21 protein-coding genes are annotated in these 22,089 nt (G+C 52.6%); 4 read left to right on the forward strand and 17 right to left on the reverse strand.

Annotated features, from left to right (window positions below):
* Window positions 1-159: 159 nt before the first annotated feature.
* Genes hemG through pepQ form a run of 4 tightly spaced genes read right to left on the reverse strand, consistent with a single transcriptional unit; the run spans window position 160 to window position 4,152 of the window.
* A complete protein-coding gene (gene hemG / locus BZK40_RS20345; RefSeq protein WP_032945724.1) occupies window positions 160-705 on the reverse strand; it encodes a menaquinone-dependent protoporphyrinogen IX dehydrogenase in 546 nt (181 codons plus the stop codon).
* An 11-nt stretch (window positions 706-716) separates the two neighbouring features.
* On the reverse strand, window positions 717-2,168 hold the full coding sequence (gene trkH, locus BZK40_RS20350) for a Trk system potassium transporter TrkH (protein ID WP_003017848.1): 1,452 nt from the start codon (window positions 2,166-2,168) through the stop codon (window positions 717-719).
* Between the two features lie 38 nt (window positions 2,169-2,206).
* Window positions 2,207-2,821: an IMPACT family protein gene (locus tag BZK40_RS20355; protein WP_003017851.1), complete on the reverse strand. Its 615-nt coding sequence runs from the start codon at window positions 2,819-2,821 to the stop codon at window positions 2,207-2,209.
* Complete coding sequence (gene pepQ, locus BZK40_RS20360; RefSeq protein ID WP_008787103.1) at window positions 2,821-4,152, reverse strand: Xaa-Pro dipeptidase; 1,332 nt, start codon at window positions 4,150-4,152, stop codon at window positions 2,821-2,823. Before pepQ ends, BZK40_RS20355 begins: the two co-directional genes overlap by 1 nt.
* A 188-nt stretch (window positions 4,153-4,340) precedes the next feature.
* Here pepQ and fadB point away from each other — a divergent pair, with 188 nt between their 5' ends.
* Together fadB and fadA are read left to right on the forward strand one after the other, a co-directional pair.
* The gene (fadB, locus tag BZK40_RS20365) at window positions 4,341-6,530 is read left to right on the forward strand and encodes a fatty acid oxidation complex subunit alpha FadB (RefSeq protein WP_079935187.1); all 2,190 of its coding nucleotides are present in this window, start codon (window positions 4,341-4,343) and stop codon (window positions 6,528-6,530) included.
* Between the two features lie 9 nt (window positions 6,531-6,539).
* Window positions 6,540-7,703 (forward strand): acetyl-CoA C-acyltransferase FadA, encoded by a 1,164-nt coding sequence (gene fadA / locus BZK40_RS20370; RefSeq protein ID WP_079935188.1) that lies wholly within the window; start codon window positions 6,540-6,542, stop codon window positions 7,701-7,703.
* A gap of 213 nt (window positions 7,704-7,916) precedes the next feature.
* Here fadA and BZK40_RS20375 read toward each other — a convergent pair whose 3' ends face one another.
* The 4 genes from BZK40_RS20375 to ubiD form a co-directional block, all read right to left on the reverse strand.
* Window positions 7,917-8,897, reverse strand: coding sequence for a LacI family DNA-binding transcriptional regulator (locus BZK40_RS20375; protein ID WP_032945721.1), 981 nt, complete (start codon window positions 8,895-8,897; stop codon window positions 7,917-7,919).
* The gene (locus tag BZK40_RS20380; protein WP_079935189.1) at window positions 8,894-9,820 is read right to left on the reverse strand and encodes an ROK family protein; all 927 of its coding nucleotides are present in this window, start codon (window positions 9,818-9,820) and stop codon (window positions 8,894-8,896) included. Before BZK40_RS20380 ends, BZK40_RS20375 begins: the two co-directional genes overlap by 4 nt.
* A gap of 228 nt (window positions 9,821-10,048) precedes the next feature.
* A complete protein-coding gene (gene fre / locus BZK40_RS20385; RefSeq protein ID WP_003828903.1) occupies window positions 10,049-10,750 on the reverse strand; it encodes an NAD(P)H-flavin reductase in 702 nt (233 codons plus the stop codon).
* A 40-nt stretch (window positions 10,751-10,790) separates the two neighbouring features.
* Window positions 10,791-12,284 carry a 4-hydroxy-3-polyprenylbenzoate decarboxylase gene (gene ubiD, locus BZK40_RS20390; protein WP_003828905.1) on the reverse strand — a complete coding sequence of 498 codons (1,494 nt, stop codon included), beginning with the start codon at window positions 12,282-12,284 and terminating at the stop codon, window positions 10,791-10,793.
* Window positions 12,285-12,488: 204 nt separating this feature from the next.
* Here ubiD and rfaH point away from each other — a divergent pair, with 204 nt between their 5' ends.
* Window positions 12,489-12,977 (forward strand): transcription/translation regulatory transformer protein RfaH, encoded by a 489-nt coding sequence (gene rfaH, locus BZK40_RS20395; protein WP_003017881.1) that lies wholly within the window; start codon window positions 12,489-12,491, stop codon window positions 12,975-12,977.
* Between the two features lie 5 nt (window positions 12,978-12,982).
* Here rfaH and tatD read toward each other — a convergent pair whose 3' ends face one another.
* From tatD to udp, 9 genes are all read right to left on the reverse strand, one after another.
* A complete protein-coding gene (tatD, locus tag BZK40_RS20400; protein ID WP_079935190.1) occupies window positions 12,983-13,765 on the reverse strand; it encodes a 3'-5' ssDNA/RNA exonuclease TatD in 783 nt (260 codons plus the stop codon).
* 41 nt (window positions 13,766-13,806) lie between these two features.
* Window positions 13,807-14,598, reverse strand: a complete 792-nt coding sequence (gene tatC, locus BZK40_RS20405) for a Sec-independent protein translocase subunit TatC (RefSeq protein WP_003828911.1) — start codon at window positions 14,596-14,598, stop codon at window positions 13,807-13,809.
* Between the two features lie 2 nt (window positions 14,599-14,600).
* Window positions 14,601-15,149: a Sec-independent protein translocase protein TatB gene (tatB, locus tag BZK40_RS20410; protein ID WP_008787098.1), complete on the reverse strand. Its 549-nt coding sequence runs from the start codon at window positions 15,147-15,149 to the stop codon at window positions 14,601-14,603.
* Between the two features lie 3 nt (window positions 15,150-15,152).
* Window positions 15,153-15,407, reverse strand: coding sequence for a Sec-independent protein translocase subunit TatA (tatA, locus tag BZK40_RS20415; protein WP_003017888.1), 255 nt, complete (start codon window positions 15,405-15,407; stop codon window positions 15,153-15,155).
* Between the two features lie 78 nt (window positions 15,408-15,485).
* Window positions 15,486-17,126, reverse strand: coding sequence for a ubiquinone biosynthesis regulatory protein kinase UbiB (ubiB, locus tag BZK40_RS20420; protein WP_079935191.1), 1,641 nt, complete (start codon window positions 17,124-17,126; stop codon window positions 15,486-15,488).
* Entirely contained in the window at window positions 17,123-17,728 is a 606-nt protein-coding gene (gene ubiJ / locus BZK40_RS20425; RefSeq protein WP_003828918.1) for a ubiquinone biosynthesis protein UbiJ, read from the reverse strand. Before ubiJ ends, ubiB begins: the two co-directional genes overlap by 4 nt.
* Window positions 17,729-17,741: 13 nt before the next feature.
* Window positions 17,742-18,497, reverse strand: coding sequence for a bifunctional demethylmenaquinone methyltransferase/2-methoxy-6-polyprenyl-1,4-benzoquinol methylase UbiE (ubiE, locus tag BZK40_RS20430; protein ID WP_003017897.1), 756 nt, complete (start codon window positions 18,495-18,497; stop codon window positions 17,742-17,744).
* A gap of 94 nt (window positions 18,498-18,591) precedes the next feature.
* A complete protein-coding gene (gene rmuC / locus BZK40_RS20435) occupies window positions 18,592-20,022 on the reverse strand; it encodes a DNA recombination protein RmuC (protein ID WP_095533171.1) in 1,431 nt (476 codons plus the stop codon).
* Window positions 20,023-20,162: 140 nt separating this feature from the next.
* Window positions 20,163-20,924: a uridine phosphorylase gene (udp, locus tag BZK40_RS20440; protein ID WP_003828923.1), complete on the reverse strand. Its 762-nt coding sequence runs from the start codon at window positions 20,922-20,924 to the stop codon at window positions 20,163-20,165.
* A 265-nt stretch (window positions 20,925-21,189) separates the two neighbouring features.
* Here udp and BZK40_RS20445 point away from each other — a divergent pair, with 265 nt between their 5' ends.
* Window positions 21,190-21,996: a dienelactone hydrolase family protein gene (locus BZK40_RS20445; protein WP_003828924.1), complete on the forward strand. Its 807-nt coding sequence runs from the start codon at window positions 21,190-21,192 to the stop codon at window positions 21,994-21,996.
* Window positions 21,997-22,089: the final 93 nt, after the last annotated feature.

A 22,089-nucleotide genomic window follows, 5' to 3' on the forward strand; every position in this document is an offset into this window, starting at 1 on the left:
TTCGCTTTCTTCGCCGGAGTTCTCAGTGGAACCCCGCTGACCCGGCGGCTTGTAATCCGTTGTTCCGTGTCAGTGGAGGCGCATTATAGGGAGTTATTTCAGGCTGACAAGGGGAAATTTAAAATAATCTTCCGAGTGCGTATTTTTTATTCTTTGCGCTTATTTTAACAACGCTTTGTTGGTTAATTGGGCTATTTCTCGCGCGAATCTCGCAACCTGTTCCCAATCGGTATACACCACTTCTTTATTCGTATCCGTTTCACCACCTGACATCTTCATTATCAGTTGGATCATAACGCGGTCATACCAGCGATAGCGTGGATACAGCAAAGCACCCGCAATGACTGCGCTGTGGTCTGGTCGCCACGGCGAACTCATCAGGAACTTACGCGCATAGCTGTTGGTTTGCGGCGTACGTTTCTCCGGTTTACGGGCAACCAGGTTTACGGAGTAGAACGCGCTCGGCATCGAATTCAGCCGTGTGGCATGCTTTTTCACAAACTCCTGAAAAGCAGCATGGTAATGACCGTAGCGAATCGAGGCGCCAATTACCACGCTGTCATAATTTTGCCAGTCCGGCTCCGCGGTACGATGCAAATTAACAACATCTGCCCAAACGCCCAGCTCTTTGAGTTCAGAAGCCAGATATTCAGCGATTTCACGCGTTTGTCCGTCCCGGGAAGAAAAAAGAATCAGTGTTTTCACGTGTTACTCCATTATTCACGCCAGAAGGTAGGGGTAAAGAGCACCAGCAGAGTAAAGACCTCCAGACGACCAAACAGCATATTGGCAATCAGGATCCACTTCGCCACAGGGTTCATACTGGCAAAGTTGTCGGCGACAACCCCCAGTCCAGGCCCCAGGTTATTCAACGTTGCCACAACAGAGGCAAACGCGGAGAAGTCATCAACACCGGTCGCAATAATCGCCAGCATACTGATAATAAAGACCAGCGCATAGGCAGAGAAGAATCCCCATACGGCTTCAAGAATTCGCTCCGGCAACGCACGGTTACCCAGTTTGATACTGTAAACCGCATTCGGATGGACCAGTCGTTTCAATTCGCGGTTACCCTGCTTAAACAGCAGCAGGATACGAATCACCTTCAAGCCACCGCCCGTCGACCCGGCACAGCCGCCGATAAAAGCAGAACACAGCAACAACACTGGCAGAAACAGCGGCCAGCGGGCAATACTGTCCGTGGTAAATCCGGCGGTCGTCGCCATCGATACCACCTGGAAAAAGGCCTGGTTGATCGTCGTGAGCGCCGAGCCATAGGTATTGTGTATCCATAGCACCAGCGTACAGACTGCCACCAGCGTCAGCTGCACGCCGATAAACATGCGGAATTCCGGATCCCGCCAGTAGACCTTCAGACTACGCCCACTTAATAAAGAGAAGTGCAGACCATAGTTACAACCGGAGATCAGCAAGAAGATAGCAATGATGGTGTTAATCGTGGGACTGTCGAAATACCCCACGCTGGCATCGTGTGTGGAAAAACCACCGATGGCGATTGTGGCAAAACTGTGCCCTATGGCGTCAAACGCGGGCATCCCGGCAAACCATAGCGCCAGCGCGCACGCCACCGTCAGTAATACATAGATTAGCCACAGCGTTTTCGCCGTTTCGGCAATACGCGGGCGCATTTTATTATCTTTCAGCGGCCCCGGCATTTCTGCACGATAGAGCTGCATCCCACCAACGCCAAGAATAGGCAGGATAGCCACCGCCAGCACGATGATCCCCATCCCGCCGAACCATTGCAGCATCTGGCGATAAAAGAGAATCGCGTGTGGCAATGAATCCAGCCCCACCAGCGTCGTCGCACCTGTAGTGGTTAATCCGGAAAAGGATTCAAAAAAAGCGTCGGTTATCGTTAGGTTAGGGCTTTCCGCAAAGATGAACGGTAGCGCACCCACACTACCCAGAACGGTCCAGAACAAAACGACAATCAGAAATCCTTCGCGCGATTTCAGTTCACCCTTCTCTTTACGGTTTGGCCACCACAGCATGGAGCCGATCGCCAGAGCAACGAAGAAAGTTTGGGTGAATGCACGCCCTGCCCCATCGCGGTAGATGAGCGCTACCAGTCCGGGGATAATCATTGTCCCCGAGAATAAGATGACCAGTAGTCCAACGATTCGGGTGATGGCGCGAAAATGCATCTCTGCCGCTTCCTTAGTTCTTTAAAATGAGGTGGGGATTATTCTTCAATCGCTAACAATTGCAATGAACCACGACTAAAATCCGCCAGTTTTGCCGAAAACTCATCCACTTTGGCAAAAGGAAGCGCCACCCTGAGCCGAACAAAAGCCTGGTAATCACTGGCAACGACTTTACCGTCAAACTGCCCCAGCAAGGCTTCAATGCCTGCCAGCTGACCGTACTCACACTGCAAAGTATATTCGGTTAATGGCGTCTTGCGCTGTGTCGTTAACTGGCGCAACGCCTGATTCACACCACCACCGTAGGCTTTTACCAACCCTCCAGTACCGAGAAGGATACCGCCGTAGTAGCGCACGACTACAGCGGTAATCTCGCCGACACCGCTCCCCATCAGCTGCGCGAGCATCGGTTTACCTGCCGTACCCGCCGGTTCGCCATCGTCTGAAAATCCTAGCTGCTGCGAGTCATTGGGCGCACCCGCCACCCACGCCACACAATGGTGGCGGGCGTCCGGGTGTTCCGCTTTGACTGACTCAACAAACGCCTTTGCCGCTTCTACGCCGTCCGTATGGGCGAGCAGCGTAATGAAGCGGCTTTTTTTGATCTCTTCGACGACGCTAACCGGCGCCGCAGGGATTAACCAACTGTCCATTACGCCAGTTTCAAATCCCGCGTCATGTTTTCGATATTGTTTTCGTGAACCACCACGTTGTCTTCAATACGAATACCGCCGAACGGTTTCAGTGCTTCAATTTTCTGCCAGTTGAAGTGCTTGCTGAACTGTCCTTCACGCCATGGTGCCAACAGAGATTCAATGAAGTAAATGCCCGGTTCGATGGTCAGAACCATGCCTGGTTGCAGTACGCGGGTGCAACGCAGGTAAGGATACTTCGACGGCGCGGCCAGATGAGTACCGCTGTCATCCTGCATAAAGCCTGCGACATCATGCACCTGCAGACCCAGCGGGTGACCAATACCGTGCGGCATAAACGGCCCGGTAAGATCGTTTTCCACCATCGCTTCTTCACTCATACCGGTGATGATTTGATGCTTACGCAGCAGCTTCGCGATACGCTGATGGAACTGAATGTGATAATCCACGTAGCTGGTGCCTGCTTTCATGGTGGCAATCAGCGCCAGCTCTTCGTCGTTAACGTCTTTCACCAGATGCGCATAGTCGTTGTCGTTTTTCGCCGACCAGGTACGCGTCAGGTCTGCCGCATAGCCGTTGTATTCCGCACCAGCGTCGAGCAGGAAGCTGCGGATTTCAGACGGTGCCTGATGATCCAGCTTGGTATAATGAAGAACCGAAGCATGCTCGTTAAGCGCCACGATGTTGCTGTATGGCACGTCGGTGTCGCGGTGACCGGTGGCAGTCAGGTAAGCGAGGTTGATGTCAAACTCGCTCATTCCGGAACGGAACGCTTCTTCTGCGGCACGGTGTCCATTTACCGCCATTTTCTGCGCTTCGCGCATACAGGCCAGTTCGTATTCCGTTTTATAGGCGCGGTAATAATGCAGGTAGTCGATCACCCCTTTCGGGTTGATGTTGCTGGCCGCGATGTCCAGTTGCAGCGCACGTTCCGGAACCGGGCCGATATAACCAATATTGCCTCGAGCAGCAGGCAGTTGGCTACCGATACCATCCGCTTTCGGCAGCGCGATGATCTCGATTTCTTCCGTCCAGAAAGAGGTTGGTAGCGGCTCAACGTTGTGCCAGTAATCGACCGGCAGGTAGAACCACAGTTTCGGCTTGTTTACGCCATCCACCAGCAACCAGCAGTTAGGAACCTGTGTTACAGGCACCCAGGCTTTAAATTGTGGATTGACCTTAAACGGATATGGATGATCGTCGAGAAAGACGTTAACAAGTTCGCCAGAGTGAATAAGTAATGCATCCAGTTTGAAGCGATCCAGCGCGTCGCGCGTCCGTTCCTGTAAGGTAACGATATGATTTTTATAGAGTGCGGCCAGCGATTCCATTTTCTATCCTTCTGTTTTTTGACCTCAAGTCTCCGCATCTTAGCACATCGCTTTGTGAGTGCGTGATTTCTGCCGAGCGTGATCGAATCGTCATTTCTTTAATCATTCATTTGCATTTTATTAACATAAAACACACACTTCGATTCATCTGGTATGACCAGATCACCTTGCGGATTCAGGAGACTGACATGCTTTACAAAGGCGACACCCTGTACCTCGACTGGCTGGAAGATGGCATCGCCGAACTGGTGTTCGATGCCCCTGGTTCGGTCAATAAACTCGACACGGCCACCGTTGCCAGCCTGGGCCATGCGCTTGATGTGCTGGAAAAACAACCGAATTTAAAAGGGCTGCTACTGCGTTCTAACAAAGCAGCCTTTATTGTTGGTGCCGATATCACCGAATTCCTTTCACTGTTCCTCGTGCCTGAAGAACAACTAAGCCAGTGGCTGCATTTTGCCAACAGCGTCTTTAATCGCCTCGAAGATCTGCCTGTTCCGACCCTGTCAGCAGTAAACGGCTACGCGCTGGGTGGCGGCTGCGAGTGTGTTCTGGCAACCGATTATCGTCTGGCAACGCCGGACCTGCGCATTGGCCTGCCGGAAACCAAGCTGGGCATTATGCCGGGCTTTGGCGGCTCCGTGCGTATGCCACGTATGCTGGGTGCGGACAGCGCGCTGGAAATTATTGCGGCAGGTAAGGATGTTGGTGCTGAGCAGGCGCTAAAAATCGGCCTGGTCGATGGCGTAGTGAAGCAAGACAAACTGCTTGATGGCGCGATCGCAGTATTACGTCAGGCGATTAACGGCGACCTCGACTGGAAGGCCAAACGTCAGCCGAAGCTGGAGCCGTTGAAACTCAGCAAAATTGAAGCGGCTATGAGCTTTACCATCGCTAAAGGTATGGTGGCACAGACGGCAGGGAAGCATTATCCCGCGCCGATTACCGCGGTAAAAACCATTGAAGCAGCGGCCCGTTTTGGCCGTGAAGAAGCGCTGAATCTGGAAAATAAAAGCTTTGTTCCACTGGCGCACACCAGTGAAGCTCGCGCGCTGGTTGGGATCTTCCTTAACGATCAGTTCGTCAAAGCCAAAGCCAAAAAACTCACCAAAAATATTGAAGCACCGAAGCAAGCTGCGGTGCTGGGCGCGGGCATTATGGGCGGCGGCATCGCTTACCAGTCAGCCTGGAAAGGCGTGCCGGTTGTCATGAAAGATATCAACGACAAATCATTAACGCTGGGCATGACCGAAGCGGCCAAGCTGCTGAACAAACAGCTTGAGCGCGGCAAAATTGACGGTCTGAAAATGGCGGGCGTGATTTCCACTATTCATCCAACCCTCGACTATAGCGGTTTTGAGCGTGTGGACGTGGTGGTTGAAGCTGTCGTGGAAAACCCGAAAGTGAAAAAAGCGGTACTGGCAGAAACCGAAGATCAGGTACGCCCGGACACCGTACTGGCTTCAAATACCTCCACCATCCCAATCAACGAGCTGGCCAGCGCGCTCAAGCGCCCGGAAAACTTCTGTGGGATGCACTTCTTTAACCCAGTACACCGCATGCCACTGGTTGAGATTATTCGCGGCGAGAAAAGCTCGGATGAAACCATCGCCAAAGTTGTCGCCTGGGCAAGCCAGATGGGCAAAACCCCAATTGTGGTCAACGACTGCCCCGGTTTCTTCGTGAACCGCGTGCTGTTCCCGTATTTTGCCGGTTTCAGCCAGCTGCTGCGCGATGGGGCGGATTTCCGCAAAGTCGACAAAGTCATGGAAAAACAGTTTGGTTGGCCGATGGGCCCGGCTTATCTGCTGGACGTGGTGGGAATTGATACCGCACATCACGCGCAGGCAGTGATGTCCGCAGGCTTCCCTCAGCGTATGCAGAAAGATTATCGCGACGCGATAGACGCCCTGTTTGATGCGAACCGTTTCGGACAGAAAAACGGTCTTGGATTCTGGCGTTATAAAGAAGACAACAAGGGCAAGCCGAAGAAAGAAGAGGATGCCACCGTTGACGATCTGCTGGCAGAAGTCAGCCGGCCGAAACGCGACTTCAGTGATGAAGAGATTATCGCTCGCATGATGATCCCAATGGTCAACGAAGTGGTGCGTTGTCTGGAAGAAGGCATTATCGCCAGCCCGGCAGAAGCCGACATGGCGCTGGTGTATGGCCTGGGCTTCCCTCCGTTCCACGGCGGCGCGTTCCGCTGGCTGGATACGCTCGGCAGCGCGAAGTATCTCGATATGGCCCAGCAGTATCAACACCTCGGAGCGCTGTATGAAGTTCCGGCTGGTCTGCGTGATAAGGCGCGCCATAACGAACCGTATTATCCCCAGGTTGAGCCTGCCCGCCCGGTTGGCAGCCTGAAAACGGCTTAAGGAGTCACAATGGAACAGGTTGTAATTGTTGATGCGATCCGTACCCCGATGGGCCGTTCGAAAGGGGGCGCGTTTCGTAACGTGCGGGCAGAAGATCTCTCCGCACACTTAATGCGTAGCCTGCTGGCGCGAAATCCTGCGCTGGAGCCATCCGCGCTTGATGATATTTACTGGGGCTGTGTGCAGCAAACGCTGGAGCAGGGTTTCAACATCGCCCGTAACGCCGCGCTGCTGGCGGAAGTTCCTCACTCCGTTCCAGCCGTCACGGTCAACCGCCTGTGCGGTTCGTCCATGCAGGCGCTGCACGATGCGGCACGCATGATCATGACCGGCGATGCTCAGGCGTGCCTGATTGGCGGCGTGGAGCATATGGGCCATGTGCCAATGAGCCACGGCGTTGATTTCCATCCGGGCATGAGCCGCAACGTGGCAAAAGCCGCGGGAATGATGGGTCTGACTGCGGAAATGCTCTCTCGTATGCACGGCATCAGCCGTGAAATGCAGGATGCTTTCGCCGCACGTTCACATGCTCGCGCCTGGGCTGCAACACAGTCTGGCGCATTTAAAAACGAAATCATCCCGACCGGCGGCCATGATGCCGACGGCGTACTGAAGCAGTTTAACTACGATGAGGTTATCCGTCCGGAGACAACCGTTGAAGCGCTCTCCACCCTGCGCCCGGCGTTCGATCCGGTTAGCGGAACGGTCACTGCCGGTACCTCCTCCGCGCTCTCCGACGGCGCAGCGGCGATGCTGGTCATGAGCGAAAGTCGCGCCCGTGAGCTGGGTCTGACGCCGCGTGCCCGTATTCGTTCGATGGCTGTTGTTGGTTGCGACCCTTCAATCATGGGTTACGGCCCGGTTCCGGCCTCAAAACTGGCGCTGAAAAAAGCGGGACTCTCCACTAGCGATATCGGTTTGTTTGAGATGAACGAAGCCTTTGCCGCTCAGATCCTGCCGTGCATTAAAGATCTGGGGCTGATGGAGCAGATCGATGCGAAGATCAACCTCAACGGCGGGGCGATCGCTTTGGGCCATCCGTTGGGTTGCTCTGGGGCGCGTATCAGCACCACCCTGCTCAATCTGATGGAACGTAAAGACGTACAGTTTGGCCTGGCGACGATGTGTATCGGGCTAGGCCAGGGCATCGCGACGGTATTTGAGCGAGTTTAATCAAAGCATGCCGGGGGCGCTTCGCTTGCCCGGCCTACGAAATGTTATCTCAAAGCCATTGGTGCCAGAACAAGGCGGCAAGTGAATGAATCCCGATGAGCTTACGTATAGTAAGTGATTCGGGTGAATGAGCGCAGCCAACACAGTTATGGTGCCAATGGCGAAGAGAGAAAGTTTAGTTGCCGTTCTTCCCGCCTGTCAGGGGCGGGTTTTTTATTTCTCTGAACTACCACGTACCACTAACTGCACCGGCAACAGCAGATTCTCTTCCTGATTTTCTTCCAGCAATAAACGCAGCGCTTCACGCCCCAATTGTTGTTTATCAACCGCAATGGTGGTGAGTGGTGGATGTGACCAGGCCGCAGCATCGATATCATCAAACCCAACCAGCGCAAGATCTTCCGGGATACGTATACCCTGCTGCGCACACACCCGTTGAACGACCAGCGCTGCCGCATCGTTATAGGCAAAAATAGCGTCGGGCGGCTCTGGCAGACTGAGCAATTCATTCACCGCCTCCACCAAAGATTGCTCGGTATCCAGCAGCGGCGGCGCAATGGCTTCATACTCTGGCGGCATCAGCAAACGGGCCTCATACAATGCCTGACGGTAACCCTTCTCGCGCTGACGGATGCTGTAGTGCGCAAGCGTGCTGGCAAGAAAAGCAATACGGCTGCGACCTTGTGCAATCAAATGTTGTGTAGCCAGATAACCGCCCTGGGTGTTGTCCGGATTCACGCAAGGCAGGCCCGGCGCCCAGAGATCCACCAGCACCAACGGCAGCTTCATCTGTTGAAGCAAGCCAAGTAATTCAGGCTCAAAAAATCCGGCACAGATCAGTGCATCAGGCTGGTGCAGCAGCACCTGCTCACTTACTGCATCGCCTGGGCCAATGGAGAGAAAGCTCAGCGCAATACCATGGTCACGACAGTTATCTTCTATGCCCAGCAGCAGTTGAGAGTAAAACGGCAATGCCCGGCTGATATTGTGCTGGCGGTGAAGTAAAAACAGGACGCGTTTGATCTTGTCAGTGCGCAGACGGGAAAAATCATAACCCTGCTGCTGCGCCACAGAAATAATGCGCAGCCGGGTGTCTTCACGCAGCCCCGGCTGCCCTTTTAGGGCGCGGGAAACTGCACCAACTGAAACACCACAAGCTTCGGCAATATCTCTGATACGTACAGGTTTCGTCATTTCACTCTCATTGATTCTACTATGGCTTGTTGCGCCCCCAGCCAGGCCGCGCCGCGTACGCCGCTGCTGTCGCCGTGACGGGCCCGAACAATCGGTGTGCGGCACTGCTTACCAAATACGTACTGCGCCGCTCGCGCCTGTAAACCAGAATACAGTAAATCGATATTAGATACCCCGCCCCCCAACACAATGACATCGGGATCGAGCGTATTCACCACGCTTGCCAACGCACGCGCCAGTTGATCGCAATAGCGTTCCCATACAAAGCAAGCATCCGCATCACCCAATTCTACCTGTTGCATAATTTGTGGCACACCCACATGCTGCGCGGTGTGATTCAGGTACTGGCGTTCCAGACCGCTGCCGGAAATAAAGCTCTCAATACAGTTCAACTGTCCGCAATAGCACATCACTCCAGTCCCGTCCTGAGATTCGTGGTAGCGCGGCAATGCATTATGCCCCCACTCTCCTGCGCAGGCGTTAGGTCCAGAGATCAAGCGGTTATCGATGCATAGTCCACCGCCGCAACCGGTACCGAGGATCACGCCAAATACCACGCTATGCCCGTGTCCGCTACCGTCCATCGCTTCCGACAAGGTAAAACAGTTGGCATCATTAGTAACAGGCACGGGCATTCCTGATGCTCGCTCAAGGTCTTGCGCAAAGGCCTGTTGATTGAGCACCAGGATGTTCGAATTCTTAATCAAACCTTCGCTATCCACCGCGCCTGGCACCCCAACGCCAACCGATAAAGGCTGATTAACGGCCAGTCTGGCCTTAGCAATCATCTCCGTCACGGCCTGGAAAAAATCACCGTAACTCTGCTTTGGTGTCGCGCATCGCTCGCGGTAAACAATTTCACCCGCGTTATCAATCACCACCGCTTCGATTTTAGTCCCGCCAATATCCAGTCCGAGCCTCATGGTTTTCCTCGTTTGCGCCTCGCAATTTGATTGTATCTAGTTTGCCAATTTTGTTTACTAAACAAAAAGAGACCTGTCACAAAAGCTAAGTTTTGTGATTAATAGATAGGAAAAACATGTTTACTAAAAAACGTGGTGAAAAAGAGGAACAACGAGACCGGGCTTGCACCCTGTTAGAAGAAGTAAGGTTGGTGATGAATGCGCCGGAAGGGCTCCGGCGCACAGCGCTTAAATGAACGCGAAAGCGTCGCCAAACAGGCGATCTTCACGTGCACTGCGCTCATTACAGAAGAGATCGCGCGCGATTTTGGCCATTTCAAAACGCCCGGCAATGTAGATATCATGCTCCGCCAGGGTACCGTAATCCTGCAATACTGCCGTTAACACGGTTCCCGTACGACCACGCCAGCCGTCTTCAGGCTGTTCCACCACGGGCTCAACGCGCAGATTCGGGTGGTTCACAGACAGCGCTTCCAGCTCGGAGAGATCGTAGAGATGCTTCTCTTCGCGCCCGCCCCAGTAAATGGTGATATCGCGATTTGGATTACGCGCCAGCGCGGTAAGCAGAATAGAACGCACGTAAGAGAACCCTGTACCACCGGCAATCAGGATCAGCGGGCGCTCGTCTTCATCTCGCAGCCAGGCTTCGCCATGCGGAATGTCGACTTTGATTTCCCGGTCTTTCAGAATGCGGTCCATCACGGCCATGGCGTAAAGATTTAGCTCAGAGGCGCCAACGTGCAGCTCAATGAATCCTTGCTCGTCCGGCGTTGATGCCATGGAGAACGGACGCTTATCCCTTTCATCCATCACGACCATTAAATACTGGCCAGCACGAAAGGAAAACGCCGCGTCTGGCACTAAACGAACGCGATATACGGTGTCAGTGATAGCTTCTACCGAGGTCACTTTACAGCTTAAGGTTGTCATGCGCTCTCTCTGTCGGATCAATAGGCAAAACGATCGCGCCTCAGGCGCTTTTGCCGTCATTAAAGATGGCTAGTTCATCCCAAATTGCGTCAATGCGCGCAGTCACTTCAGGATCTTTTTTAATCGGACGTCCCCATTCACGTTGGGTTTCGCCCGGCCATTTATTTGTGGCATCCAGCCCCATTTTTGAACCAAGGCCGGAAACCGGCGAGGCAAAGTCCAGGTAATCAATTGGCGTATTCTCTACCAGTACCGTATCCCGGGCCGGGTCCATACGGGTAGTAATTGCCCAAATCACATCATTCCAGTCGCGTGCGTTGACGTCATCATCGCAAACAATAACAAATTTGGTGTACATAAACTGACGCAAAAACGACCAAACGCCCATCATGACGCGTTTGGCATGGCCAGCGTACTGTTTTTTCATCGTCACGACGGCCAGGCGATAAGAACAACCTTCCGGAGGTAGATAAAAATCGACGATTTCCGGGAACTGCTTTTGCAGAATAGGCACGAAGACTTCGTTCAGCGCCACGCCGAGCACCGCGGGTTCATCTGGCGGGCGTCCGGTATAGGTAGAGTGATAAATTGCATCTTCACGCTGGGTAATGTGCGTGACGGTAAAGACCGGGAAGCTATCTACTTCGTTGTAGTAGCCGGTATGATCGCCATACGGCCCTTCCGGAGCCAGCTCGCCCGGTTCAATGTACCCTTCCAGCACGATTTCTGCGCTGGCAGGCACTTCCAGGTCGTTGGAAATACATTTAACTACTTCGGTCTTGGTTCCGCGCAACAGCCCGGCAAATGCGTACTCGGATAATGTATCAGGGACCGGCGTCACGGCCCCCAGAATGGTCGCAGGATCTGCTCCTAACGCCACAGAAACCGGGAAGCGTTCACCCGGATGCGCTGCGCACCACTCCTGGTAATCAAGCGCGCCGCCGCGATGGGACAGCCAGCGCATAATGAGCTTGTTTTTGCCAATCAGCTGCTGACGATAGATGCCCAGATTCTGCCGCTCTTTATGCGGACCACGCGTTACGGTGAGCCCCCAGGTAATCAGCGGCGCGGCATCTTCCGGCCAGCAGGTCATAATCGGAATGCGGTTTAGATCAACGTCATCGCCCGAGTAGATTTTTTGCTGACAAGGCGCACCGCGCAACCGCTTAGTCGGCATGTTCAACACCTGCTTAAACTGCGGCAGCTTATCAAACAGATCGCGGAATCCTTTCGGTGGCTCTGGCTCTTTCAAAAACGCCAACAGTTTACCGACTTCTCGTAGCGCCGAGACATCTTCTTGTCCCATCCCCATCGCAACACGCTTTGGTGTGCCAAACAGGTTACACAGCACCGGCATTGAATAGCCTTTCGGATTCTCAAACAGTAACGCAGGCCCACCGGCACGCAGAGTGCGATCGGCAATTTCAGTAATTTCCAGGTGGGGATCCACCTCAAGCGAAATGCGTTTGAGCTCGCCCTGCTGTTCAAGCAGCGTCAGGAAGTCGCGTAAATCGTGATATTTCATGGCGTCCATTGTGGCCTCTTCGTAAGCGCTTCATTATACGGCGTTCATCATTGTGATGCTGTATTTTTGTTAAATTAGCGTGAACTCTGGCGATACATATAAGCCCCGGGCGTATATACCCATTGGGTTTCAGCCTGCGTTTAGGTGGGTATAATTAACTTAACGCATGGCTTTTGCTATGCTTGCGCTCAGAACAAGCGGATAAGAGTTATTATGCAATCCTGGTATTTACTGTACTGCAAACGTGGGCAACTTCAGAGAGCCCAGGAACACCTGGAAAGACAGGCGGTGAACTGCCTGACGCCTATGATCACCCTGGAAAAAATAGTGCGCGGTAAACGTACCACAGTCAGTGAACCACTATTCCCTAATTACATGTTTGTCGAGTTCGACCCGGAAGTGATCCACACCACCACTATCAATGCCACGCGTGGTGTCAGCCATTTCGTCCGTTTTGGCGCGACGCCTGCGACCGTCCCTTCTCCCGTTATTCACCAGCTTTCTATCTACAAGCCTGAAGGTATTGTGGACCCGCAAACTCCTCAGCCAGGGGACAGCGTGATTATTACTGAAGGGGCATTTGAGGGGCTAAAAGCGATCTTCACCGAACCGGATGGCGAAGCGCGTTCCATGCTACTGCTTAACCTGTTGAATAAAGAAGTTAAGCAGAGCGTGAAAAATACCGGTTTTAGAAAAATTTAAGCCGTTTAGAAGGTCACTTCGAACAACGTTCGGACGTTAGCATCAATGGTTGCTGACAGCCATTGAGGATCTTCTCCGCGCCAGTGGGCAATACGCTCAAGAATATGTGGCAGGTGCGCCGGTTCATTGCGCCGTGACGTCGGTTTAGGCGTTAAGTCGCGAGGAAGTAGGTAAGGCGCATCGGTTTCGATCAGTAGTCTTTCTACCGGAATAAACGGCAGCAGTTCCCGCAGTTCCATCCCCCGACGCTCATCACAGACCCAGCCGGTAATACCAATATAAAGCCCTCGGTCCACACAGTCCTGCATCTCCTGCCGCGTTCCGGTAAAACAGTGCAGCACCGCGCCCGGGAGACTATCCAGCCACGGCTCCAGCAACGTCAGAAAACGCTCATGGGCATCCCGACAATGCATGAAAATCGGCATCTGCAGTTCAGCAGCAATGCGCAGTTGTGCCTCAAAAGCACGTTCCTGCTCCTGTGGCGTGGAGAAATTGCGATTGAAATCCAGACCGCACTCGCCAATAGCGACCACCTCAGACTGGTTTGCCAGCGCGATAATCTCGTCTTCCGTTGAGGATTGCCATTGGCTACTGTCATGCGGGTGCACGCCAGCCGTGGACCAGCAACGTGGATAATGTTGCGCCAACTTCAGCGCCTGCTGGCTTTCGTGCAGGTTTGTTCCGGTCAGAAGCATACCGTTTACGCCCGCAGCAAAGGCGCGCGCCACAACATCATCCCTGTCTTTCGCAAATTGTGAACTGGTTAAATTAACGCCAATATCAAACATGCTACCTCCCATATGACAACCGCCCTGACGGGCGGTTGAATTTACTCTTCTGTTTTCTCGGTGGCTTCGGCTTCTTTTGCTTCTTCAGCCTCGTTGTCCTCATCTCGCGTACGTCGCTTACCGACATAGAAACGAGAGAAGAAAACGCCCACTTCAAACAGGCAGTACATCGGTATCGCCAACAACGTTTGCGAGAAGACATCTGGCGGAGTCAGTAACATCCCGACGACGAATGCTCCCACCACCACGTAAGGTCGTTTCTTACGTAAATCTTCAGGTGTCGTAATGCCCATCCAGCATAGCAGCACAATGGCGACAGGGACCTCAAAAGAGACACCGAAAGCCATAAATAGCGCCATTACAAAGCTGAGATAGCTGGCAATATCTGTCGATACCTGCACGCCTTGCGGAGCCGTGTTAGCCAGAAAACCAAACGCCAACGGGAAGACGACAAAATAGGCGAATGCCATGCCGATGTAGAACAACAACGAGCTGGAGACCAGCAGCGGCACAACCAGTCGACGTTCATGTTTGTACAAAGCAGGCGCAATGAATGCCCATACCTGGTAGAGGATCACTGGCGCTGACAGGATCAGCGACACCATGAAGGTTAACTTTATAGGGGTAAAGAACGGTGAGGCCACATCGGTGGCGATCATCGTTGCACCCTGCGGCATCTGTTTAATCAGCGGTGCCGCAACCATATGGTAAATGTCGTTGGCAAAGTAAACCAACGCCAGAAAGATCACGATAACCGCAATAATGCAGTTCAGGAGTCGCTTACGCAGCTCGATAAGATGCGTAATGAGCGGTTGGGTATCTTCTACAGCCATGTTTACGGTTTATCACTCGACGAGGGGGAGGATTCGACAACAGGTGCGGCAGCTTTCTTTTCTGCATCCATCAACGTGGCGGAAGTGTTTTCCGTCTGCTCTGGCGTTTTAGCACCCGCGGATTCCGGTTTTTGCTCCGGCGAACTGGCCTGGTTTTCAGCGGCGGCAGGGGTAACCCCTTCTCGCTGCGCTTCACCTTCTTTCACCACCGGATTATGGATAGTGTGCGCTTCATCGCTCGCTTTCTCAGGATCGTGCACGCTGTAAGAACGCTTCATCGATTCCGCCGCTTCACGCAGCTCATCCATTGACGCTTTCAGCTCCGGGGTCAGATTTGTCAGGCTCGCTTTCTCTACTTTCTTCAGGCTGTCCTGAAACTCCTGAAGCTTAAGCTCCTGGGTCAGTTCATTCTGAACAGTAGTTGCAAGGGAACGCAAAGCGCGAACCCAGCCAGCAACCGTTTTTACCGCTACAGGTAATCGTTGCGGCCCCAGAACAATGAGGCCGATCACGAACACCAATAACAGTTCGCTAAAACCGATATCAAACACGGATTATACCTGCTCTTTATCTTGGCTTTTGGCGTCTTCCTTTTTCACTTCACCCTGCTTATCGGTGATGGATTTAGCAGTAAAATCAGCGTCCTGGCTGGTCTTATCTTGCTTAGGCTCATCATCACCCATCGCTTTTTTGAAGCCTTTGATCGACGCGCCAAGATCGGAACCGATGGAGCCGAGTTTCTTGGTGCCAAATAGCAGTACAACGATGACGGCAATGATCAACAACTGCCAAATACTGATACCACCCATACATGTTCCTCTGTCATAGATGATGAATTAATAAGGCCGTAGTATACGTTACACGACCTGCCTTGGGCGATGAAAAATTCAGCGCATTTTGCGCCAGCCGATCAACCAGGCTATGACGCCTCCCGCCATTAACCAGCCCGGCATAAGCCCCCACTCAGGGCGGCTTACCAGCAGGAATATTCCACTTAGCAACAATGTTGCGCCAATGCCCAATAAATAACGGGATTGTCCCTGGCGTACATGATTCGCGTGAAGCTCGCGGGCAATCTTATCAACACTGTGCTGTAAATATTTGCCCTGGCGCAAACTGTCATACACCAGTTCAGGTATTTCTGGCATTTTTTCGACCCAGAACGGTGCTTTTTCTTTAAATGCCCTAACGAGCGCTGGAATACCGACCTGATCTTTAATCCAGGATTCGAGGAATGGCTTAGCCGTTTTCCACAAATCTAACTGCGGGTAGAGTTGTCGTCCGACACCTTCAACGTACAGCAGCGTCTTCTGGAGCAATACCAGTTGAGGCTGAACTTCCATATTGAAGCGGCGCGCAGTGTTGAACAGATTCAACAGCACGTGACCAAAGGAAATCTCCGCCAGCGGCTTTTCAAAAATCGGCTCGCACACGGTACGAATGGCAAATTCAAACTCTTCTACGTTGGTATCCGGCGGAACCCAACCAGAATCTACGTGCAGTTCAGCAACTTTGCGGTAATCGCGGTTAAAGAACGCAATGAAGTTTTCAGCCAGGTAACGCTTATCTTCTTTGTTTAAAGAGCCCACAATCCCACAATCAATACCAATGTATTTCGGGTTTTCAGGGTGCTCATAACTGACAAAAATGTTCCCGGGGTGCATATCCGCATGGAAAAAGCTGTCGCGGAATACCTGAGTAAAGAAGACCTGAACACCACGCTCGGCCAACAGTTTCATATTGGTGCCGTTCTTCTCAAGCGTGGTGACATCTGAAACCGGGATGCCGTAAATACGCTCCATCACCATCATGTTCTGACTGCAGTAGTCGGAATACACTTCCGGGATGTACAGCATCGGACTATCTTCAAAATTACGTCGTAGCTGAATGGCGTTCGCCGATTCGCGCAGCAGATTCAGTTCATCGATCAACGTTTTTTCATATTCACGGACGACTTCTGTTGGTCGCAGGCGACGCCCATCTGGCAGCAGACGAGGAACCCAACGAGCCAGGCGGTAGATCAGTTTTAAATCCGCTTTGATGACCGGAAGTATGTCCGGGCGAATAACTTTGATCACCACCTCTTTGCCATTCGATTTCAACCGCGCAGTGTGGACCTGAGCAACAGACGCAGATGCCAGCGGCATGATCTCAAAATCATCAAACCATTCCTCGACGGGCAGCCCGCCCATAGCCTCTTCGATTTGTTTTTTCGCTCTAAGCCCATCGAACGGGGCAACCCGATCCTGCAATAGCGCAAGCTGATCGGCGATGTGCGGAGGGAAAAGGTCACGACGGGTAGAGAGCATTTGCCCAAATTTGATCCACACTGGGCCGAGTTCCTGTAAAGCCAGTCTCAGCCTTTCTCCCAGCGGTTTGTCTTTATGTCGGCTGGGCATCCAGAACAACGAGTAACGCCACAACCGAAGCGGCAGCGTGATTCGCATTTTGGGGATGAGTTCATCAAGACCGTAGCTTAAAAAAGTGCGAATGATGAAATAAAGGCGCCGTACTTCACCTGGCGTCATTTGGCCTCCAGTTTTTCCAGCCGTTTGGCCAGAGATTCAACCGCGCGCTCAACGGCTGCCGTTTCTTCAGCAAACCATGCAACCTCTAGTGGACCAGGAGCCATGCGCCACTCTTCAGTGATCGCTTCGGCGACATAGCGCTGCTGGCGCTGAAAGTTATGGCACAGGAACTTCGCTCCACCACGCAAGACTTTGCTGACCCCTTCCGCGACGATATCGCCGGTATAGGGTGCTAACAGTTCTGCAGGATCCAACTCCGCCAGATCGGCCAGCGCAACAAAGTTCTGTACTACCTGGATATCGCCCTGGACTTCCAGCTCACCGCTGCGGATAAGCGTGGTGAGTTGCTGTCGGTCACGCAATTTCGGTAACACACTGGCATATGTGATTACGGTGCAATCGGCTTCGCCTTCCCATGCCCCCAGCACATCGACCTGGCGCTCGCTAAATACCAGGACTAACGGTGTTGAAAATCCTTTGAGATCAACACGTAGCACCTTACCCTGTAAACGCGTTCGGGCTGACTTCAGCGCAGGAGAACGGTACAGAAAGGTGTTGAGCAGATTTTCAACGCCTGCGGTTACTAAGGGTTTTAAAGGCATCCCCACTCTCCTGTCAGAACTTGTAACCACGGTGCAGCGCAACGACACCTGCTGTCAGGTTGTAGTAATCAACGCTTTCGAACCCGGCATCTTGCATCATTGCTTTTAAGGTGTCCTGATCGGGATGCATACGGATGGACTCCGCCAAATAACGGTAGCTGTCCGCATCGCTTGCTACCATTGAACCTATGCGCGGCAGAACATGGAAAGAGTATGCGTCGTAGGCTTTGCTCAACGGTTCGATTATGGGTTTGGAGAATTCCAGCACCAGTAGACGTCCGCCCGGCTTCAATACGCGGTACATGGAGCGTAATGCTTTGTCTTTATCCGTTACGTTGCGCAGACCGAAAGAGATGGTGATGCAGTCAAACGTGTTGTCAGGGAAAGGTAATGCTTCCGCATTCGCCTGAACGTACTCAACGTTACCTACCACGCCAATATTACGCAGCTTTTCGCGACCCATTTTGAGCATTGAGTCATTGATATCCGCCAGCACAACTTTGCCGGTTTCACCAACCATGCGAGAGAATTTCGCCGTCAGATCGCCGGTACCGCCTGCTAAATCGAGAACGGTTTGCCCGCGACGCACGCCACTGCAATCAATGGTGAAGCGCTTCCACAAACGATGAATGCCAAATGACATTAAGTCATTCATAACGTCATATTTAGACGCCACAGAATGAAAAACGTGGGCCACCATGTCAGCTTTCTGCTCTTTAGCGACGGTCTGAAAGCCAAAGTGCGTCGTTTCTTGTGAATTATCCACCATCTCAGTGCCTGCTCATCCAAAAAATGTTCGAGAAGTGTAACAGATTGGGCCAATTTGCCCTACCCTTCTACCGGGTTCAACTACCCCAAATGGACTAGTTTGATTGCTGATTTACCGCTTCATCCTCGGGGTAAGACGCATCTTGTTGCGTCTCAGGGACCGAGCGCAAGCGGTATTCCTCATCCTGTGTAGTAGCTTGTTCAGCCAGCTCAGGATTTATCTCGCGCTTAATTTCCACGCCTAAACTACGAAAAGCTTCTGCCTGCGACAGGACGTTTCCACGACCGGAAGAGAGTTTTTTCATCGCCTGTCGGTAGTTGTCCTGGGCTTTGTCCAGGCTTTGACCTATTGCCGACATATCATCCACAAACAACCGCATCTTGTCATAAAGTTTGCTGGCCCGATCGGCAATTTGTTGCGCATTACGACTCTGATGCTCGTAGCGCCACAGGTTGGCGATCGTGCGCAATGCCACCAACAGCGTGGTAGGGCTCACCAGCATAATGTTATTTCTAAGCGCTTCGGTAATCAGTTCGGGCTGTCTGTCGAGCGCCAGCAAAAAAGCGGGCTCAACGGGGATAAACATCAGCACATAGTCAAGCGTACGCAGCCCAGGAAGCTGCTGATAATCTTTGCGACCCAGCAGTCGAATATGGTTGCGCACCGAGGCGATGTGCTCCTGCAATGCACTTTCGCGGGTGTATTCGTCTTCTGCGTTAAAATAGCGCTCATAGGCGACCAGCGTCATTTTCGCATCGATCACCACATCTTTACCCTGCGGTAGCCGAACGATGACATCAGGCTGCATTCGCGAACGGGCGTCGTTTTCGATGCTGACCTGGGTTTCATATTCATAACCTTCACGCAGACCAGAGGCTTCGAGTACCCGCGTGAGTACGACCTCTCCCCAGTTACCCTGCGTTTTGTTATCGCCTTTTAATGCACGCGTCAGGTTTACCGCTTCCTGCGCCATCTGCGCATTCAGTTGCTGGAGATTACGAATTTCGTGTGCCAGGGTATGGCGTTCTTGTGCCTCTTTACCAAAGCTATCCTGAACCTGGCGACGAAAACCGTCCAGTTGTTCACGAAGCGGCGCAAGCAGGCTGTTCAGACTTTGGCGATTTTGCTCATCAACACGGCGGTTGCTGTGCTCAAAAATACGATTCGCCAGATTTTCAAACTGTTCACTCAGACGCTGTTCGCTGTTGATCATCTGGCGGATTTTATCTTCCGCATGCTGTTGCGTTGCTTCCAGCCGGGTAGTGACTTCACGGAGATCGGCTTCCAGAGAGGTGTTGATACTGTGCAGACTGCGTAATTCGTTATTGAGGAGTTCGCACTCATCACGCCAGTGTGCTTCCTGCGAGAGCTGCTGGCGAGCGGCGCTTAGCGCAATATCCAGTTCACGTCGCTCTTCGATGAGGTCGGCGCGGATTTGATCGGCGCGTGCTTTTGTCGCCAGCCACCCTACCAGTAGCCCTGCGGCTAACGCCAACACGGCACTCATCATAATTGAAATATCCACAACGCCCCCTTACAGCAACGACTTACCCGCACAAAATAGAATTGTGCTGTATAAACGTCCAGTTTAAAAGGAATTTCCTGCGAGGCACTACGCAAAATAAAAAGGCCGAACGCGTCGGCCTTTTTGAATTGAAGGGATAATTACAGTAAACGACGCGCGGCTTCTACCACGATTTTCACCGCGTGACTTTCCGTTTGCTTCATCGTTTCCGCATTAGGGATCTCTTGCTGAGTACGGTTCACGATAACACCCGCGACCATACCGGCACGCAGACCCTGGCTTGCGCACATGGTCAGCAGCGTAGCAGATTCCATTTCGTAGTTCATGACGCCCATAGACTGCCACTCTTCCATTGAGCCTTTGAAACGGCTCACGACGCGACCAGAGAAGGTGTCATAACGCTCCTGGCCCGGGTAGAAGGTGTCAGAAGACGCGGTAACACCCACGTGAGTGGTGGCGCCGATAGATTTCGCCGCTTCCACCAGCGCGGTGGTGCACTCGAAGTCCGCAACGGCCGGGAATTCCATTGGTGCGAAGTGCAGGCTTGCACCGTCCAGACGAACAGATGCAGTGGTAACCAGTACATCACCCACGTTGATATGCGGCTGGATAGCGCCAGTCGTACCGATACGCAGGAAGGTACGAATGCCCAGCTGTGCCAGTTCTTCTACGGCAATAGAGGTGGACGGGCCGCCGATACCGGTAGAGCAAACGATCACGGCTTTACCATCCAGCTCAGCACGCCAGGTGGTGAACTCGCGATGAGATGCCAGCTTAACCGGCTTATCCATCAGCGCGGCGATCTTTTCCACACGCTCCGGGTCGCCAGGGACGATAGCAAGCGTAGCCCCTTGTAAATCGTTCTTAGTGAGGCCGAGATGAAAAACATCAGACTTAGACATAAAAACTCCTCTGTGAATCGGTTTTGTCAGAAGAAGCAAAAACACACTTTACCGAAGGCATAAACATATTTTCGTGACAGTCATCACTATGATGTAAATCAATTGCATTCGATTACCATCAAATAGTGATCTTTATCACATAAATGATGCGATATAAGTAAGCCCTGCACAAAAGATAGACCGTTTAAGGCAATGTGGTTCGTTGCATGTGTCTATAGTTAACAATGCGCTTTTTTGCTGAATATTTAAGGGTACGGAGAATACCATGACAACACGACAATCTGGCTTTGCACCTGCTGTATCTCCACCGACGTCTACCACGGTTCACACCCCGGATAATGCAATTATCGCCGGTGTAACGTCTATACCTTCACAAGGCGATGATATGCCAGCGTATCACGCACGACCAAAACAGACTGATGGCCTGCTGCCCGTAGTCATTGTCGTGCAGGAGATTTTTGGTATTCATGAGCACATTCGTGACGTTTGCCGTCGTCTGGCTCTGGAAGGGTATCTGGCTATCGCACCAGAACTCTATTTTCGCGAAGGAGATCCCAATGACTTTGCCGATATCCCTACGCTGCTTAGTGGCCTTGTCGCCAAAGTGCCTGACTCTCAGGTACTGGCCGATCTGGACCACGTCGCCAGCTGGGCCTCCCGCAACGGAGGAGATGCGCACCAGTTGATGATCACCGGATTTTGCTGGGGTGGACGCATCACCTGGCTGTATGCCGCACATAATCCGCAGTTAAAAGCGGCCGTGGCGTGGTATGGCAAACTGGTGGGCGACAAAACCCTCAACTCGCCAAAACATCCCGTTGATATCGCAACCGATCTTAACGCCCCCGTTTTGGGGCTTTATGGCGGCCAGGACACCAGCATTCCGCAAGATACCGTTGAAACAATGCGCCAGGCACTGCGCGCCGCCAATGCTAAAGCGGAAATCGTGGTCTATCCCGATGCCGGACATGCGTTCAACGCCGATTATCGCCCGAGCTATCACGAAGAGTCCGCGAAAGACGGTTGGCAGAGAATGCTGGAGTGGTTCGTGCAATACGGTGGGAAGAAATAAACGTTAATTGCCCGGTGGTGGCGACGCCTTACCGGGCCTACAACTATTGCGATTTCCTGTAACCCGGGTAAGCGCAAGCGCTTCCCGGGCAAT

It is taken from the genome of Citrobacter portucalensis (genome assembly GCF_002042885.1).
GTDB classification, from domain to species: Bacteria; Pseudomonadota; Gammaproteobacteria; order Enterobacterales; family Enterobacteriaceae; genus Citrobacter; species Citrobacter portucalensis.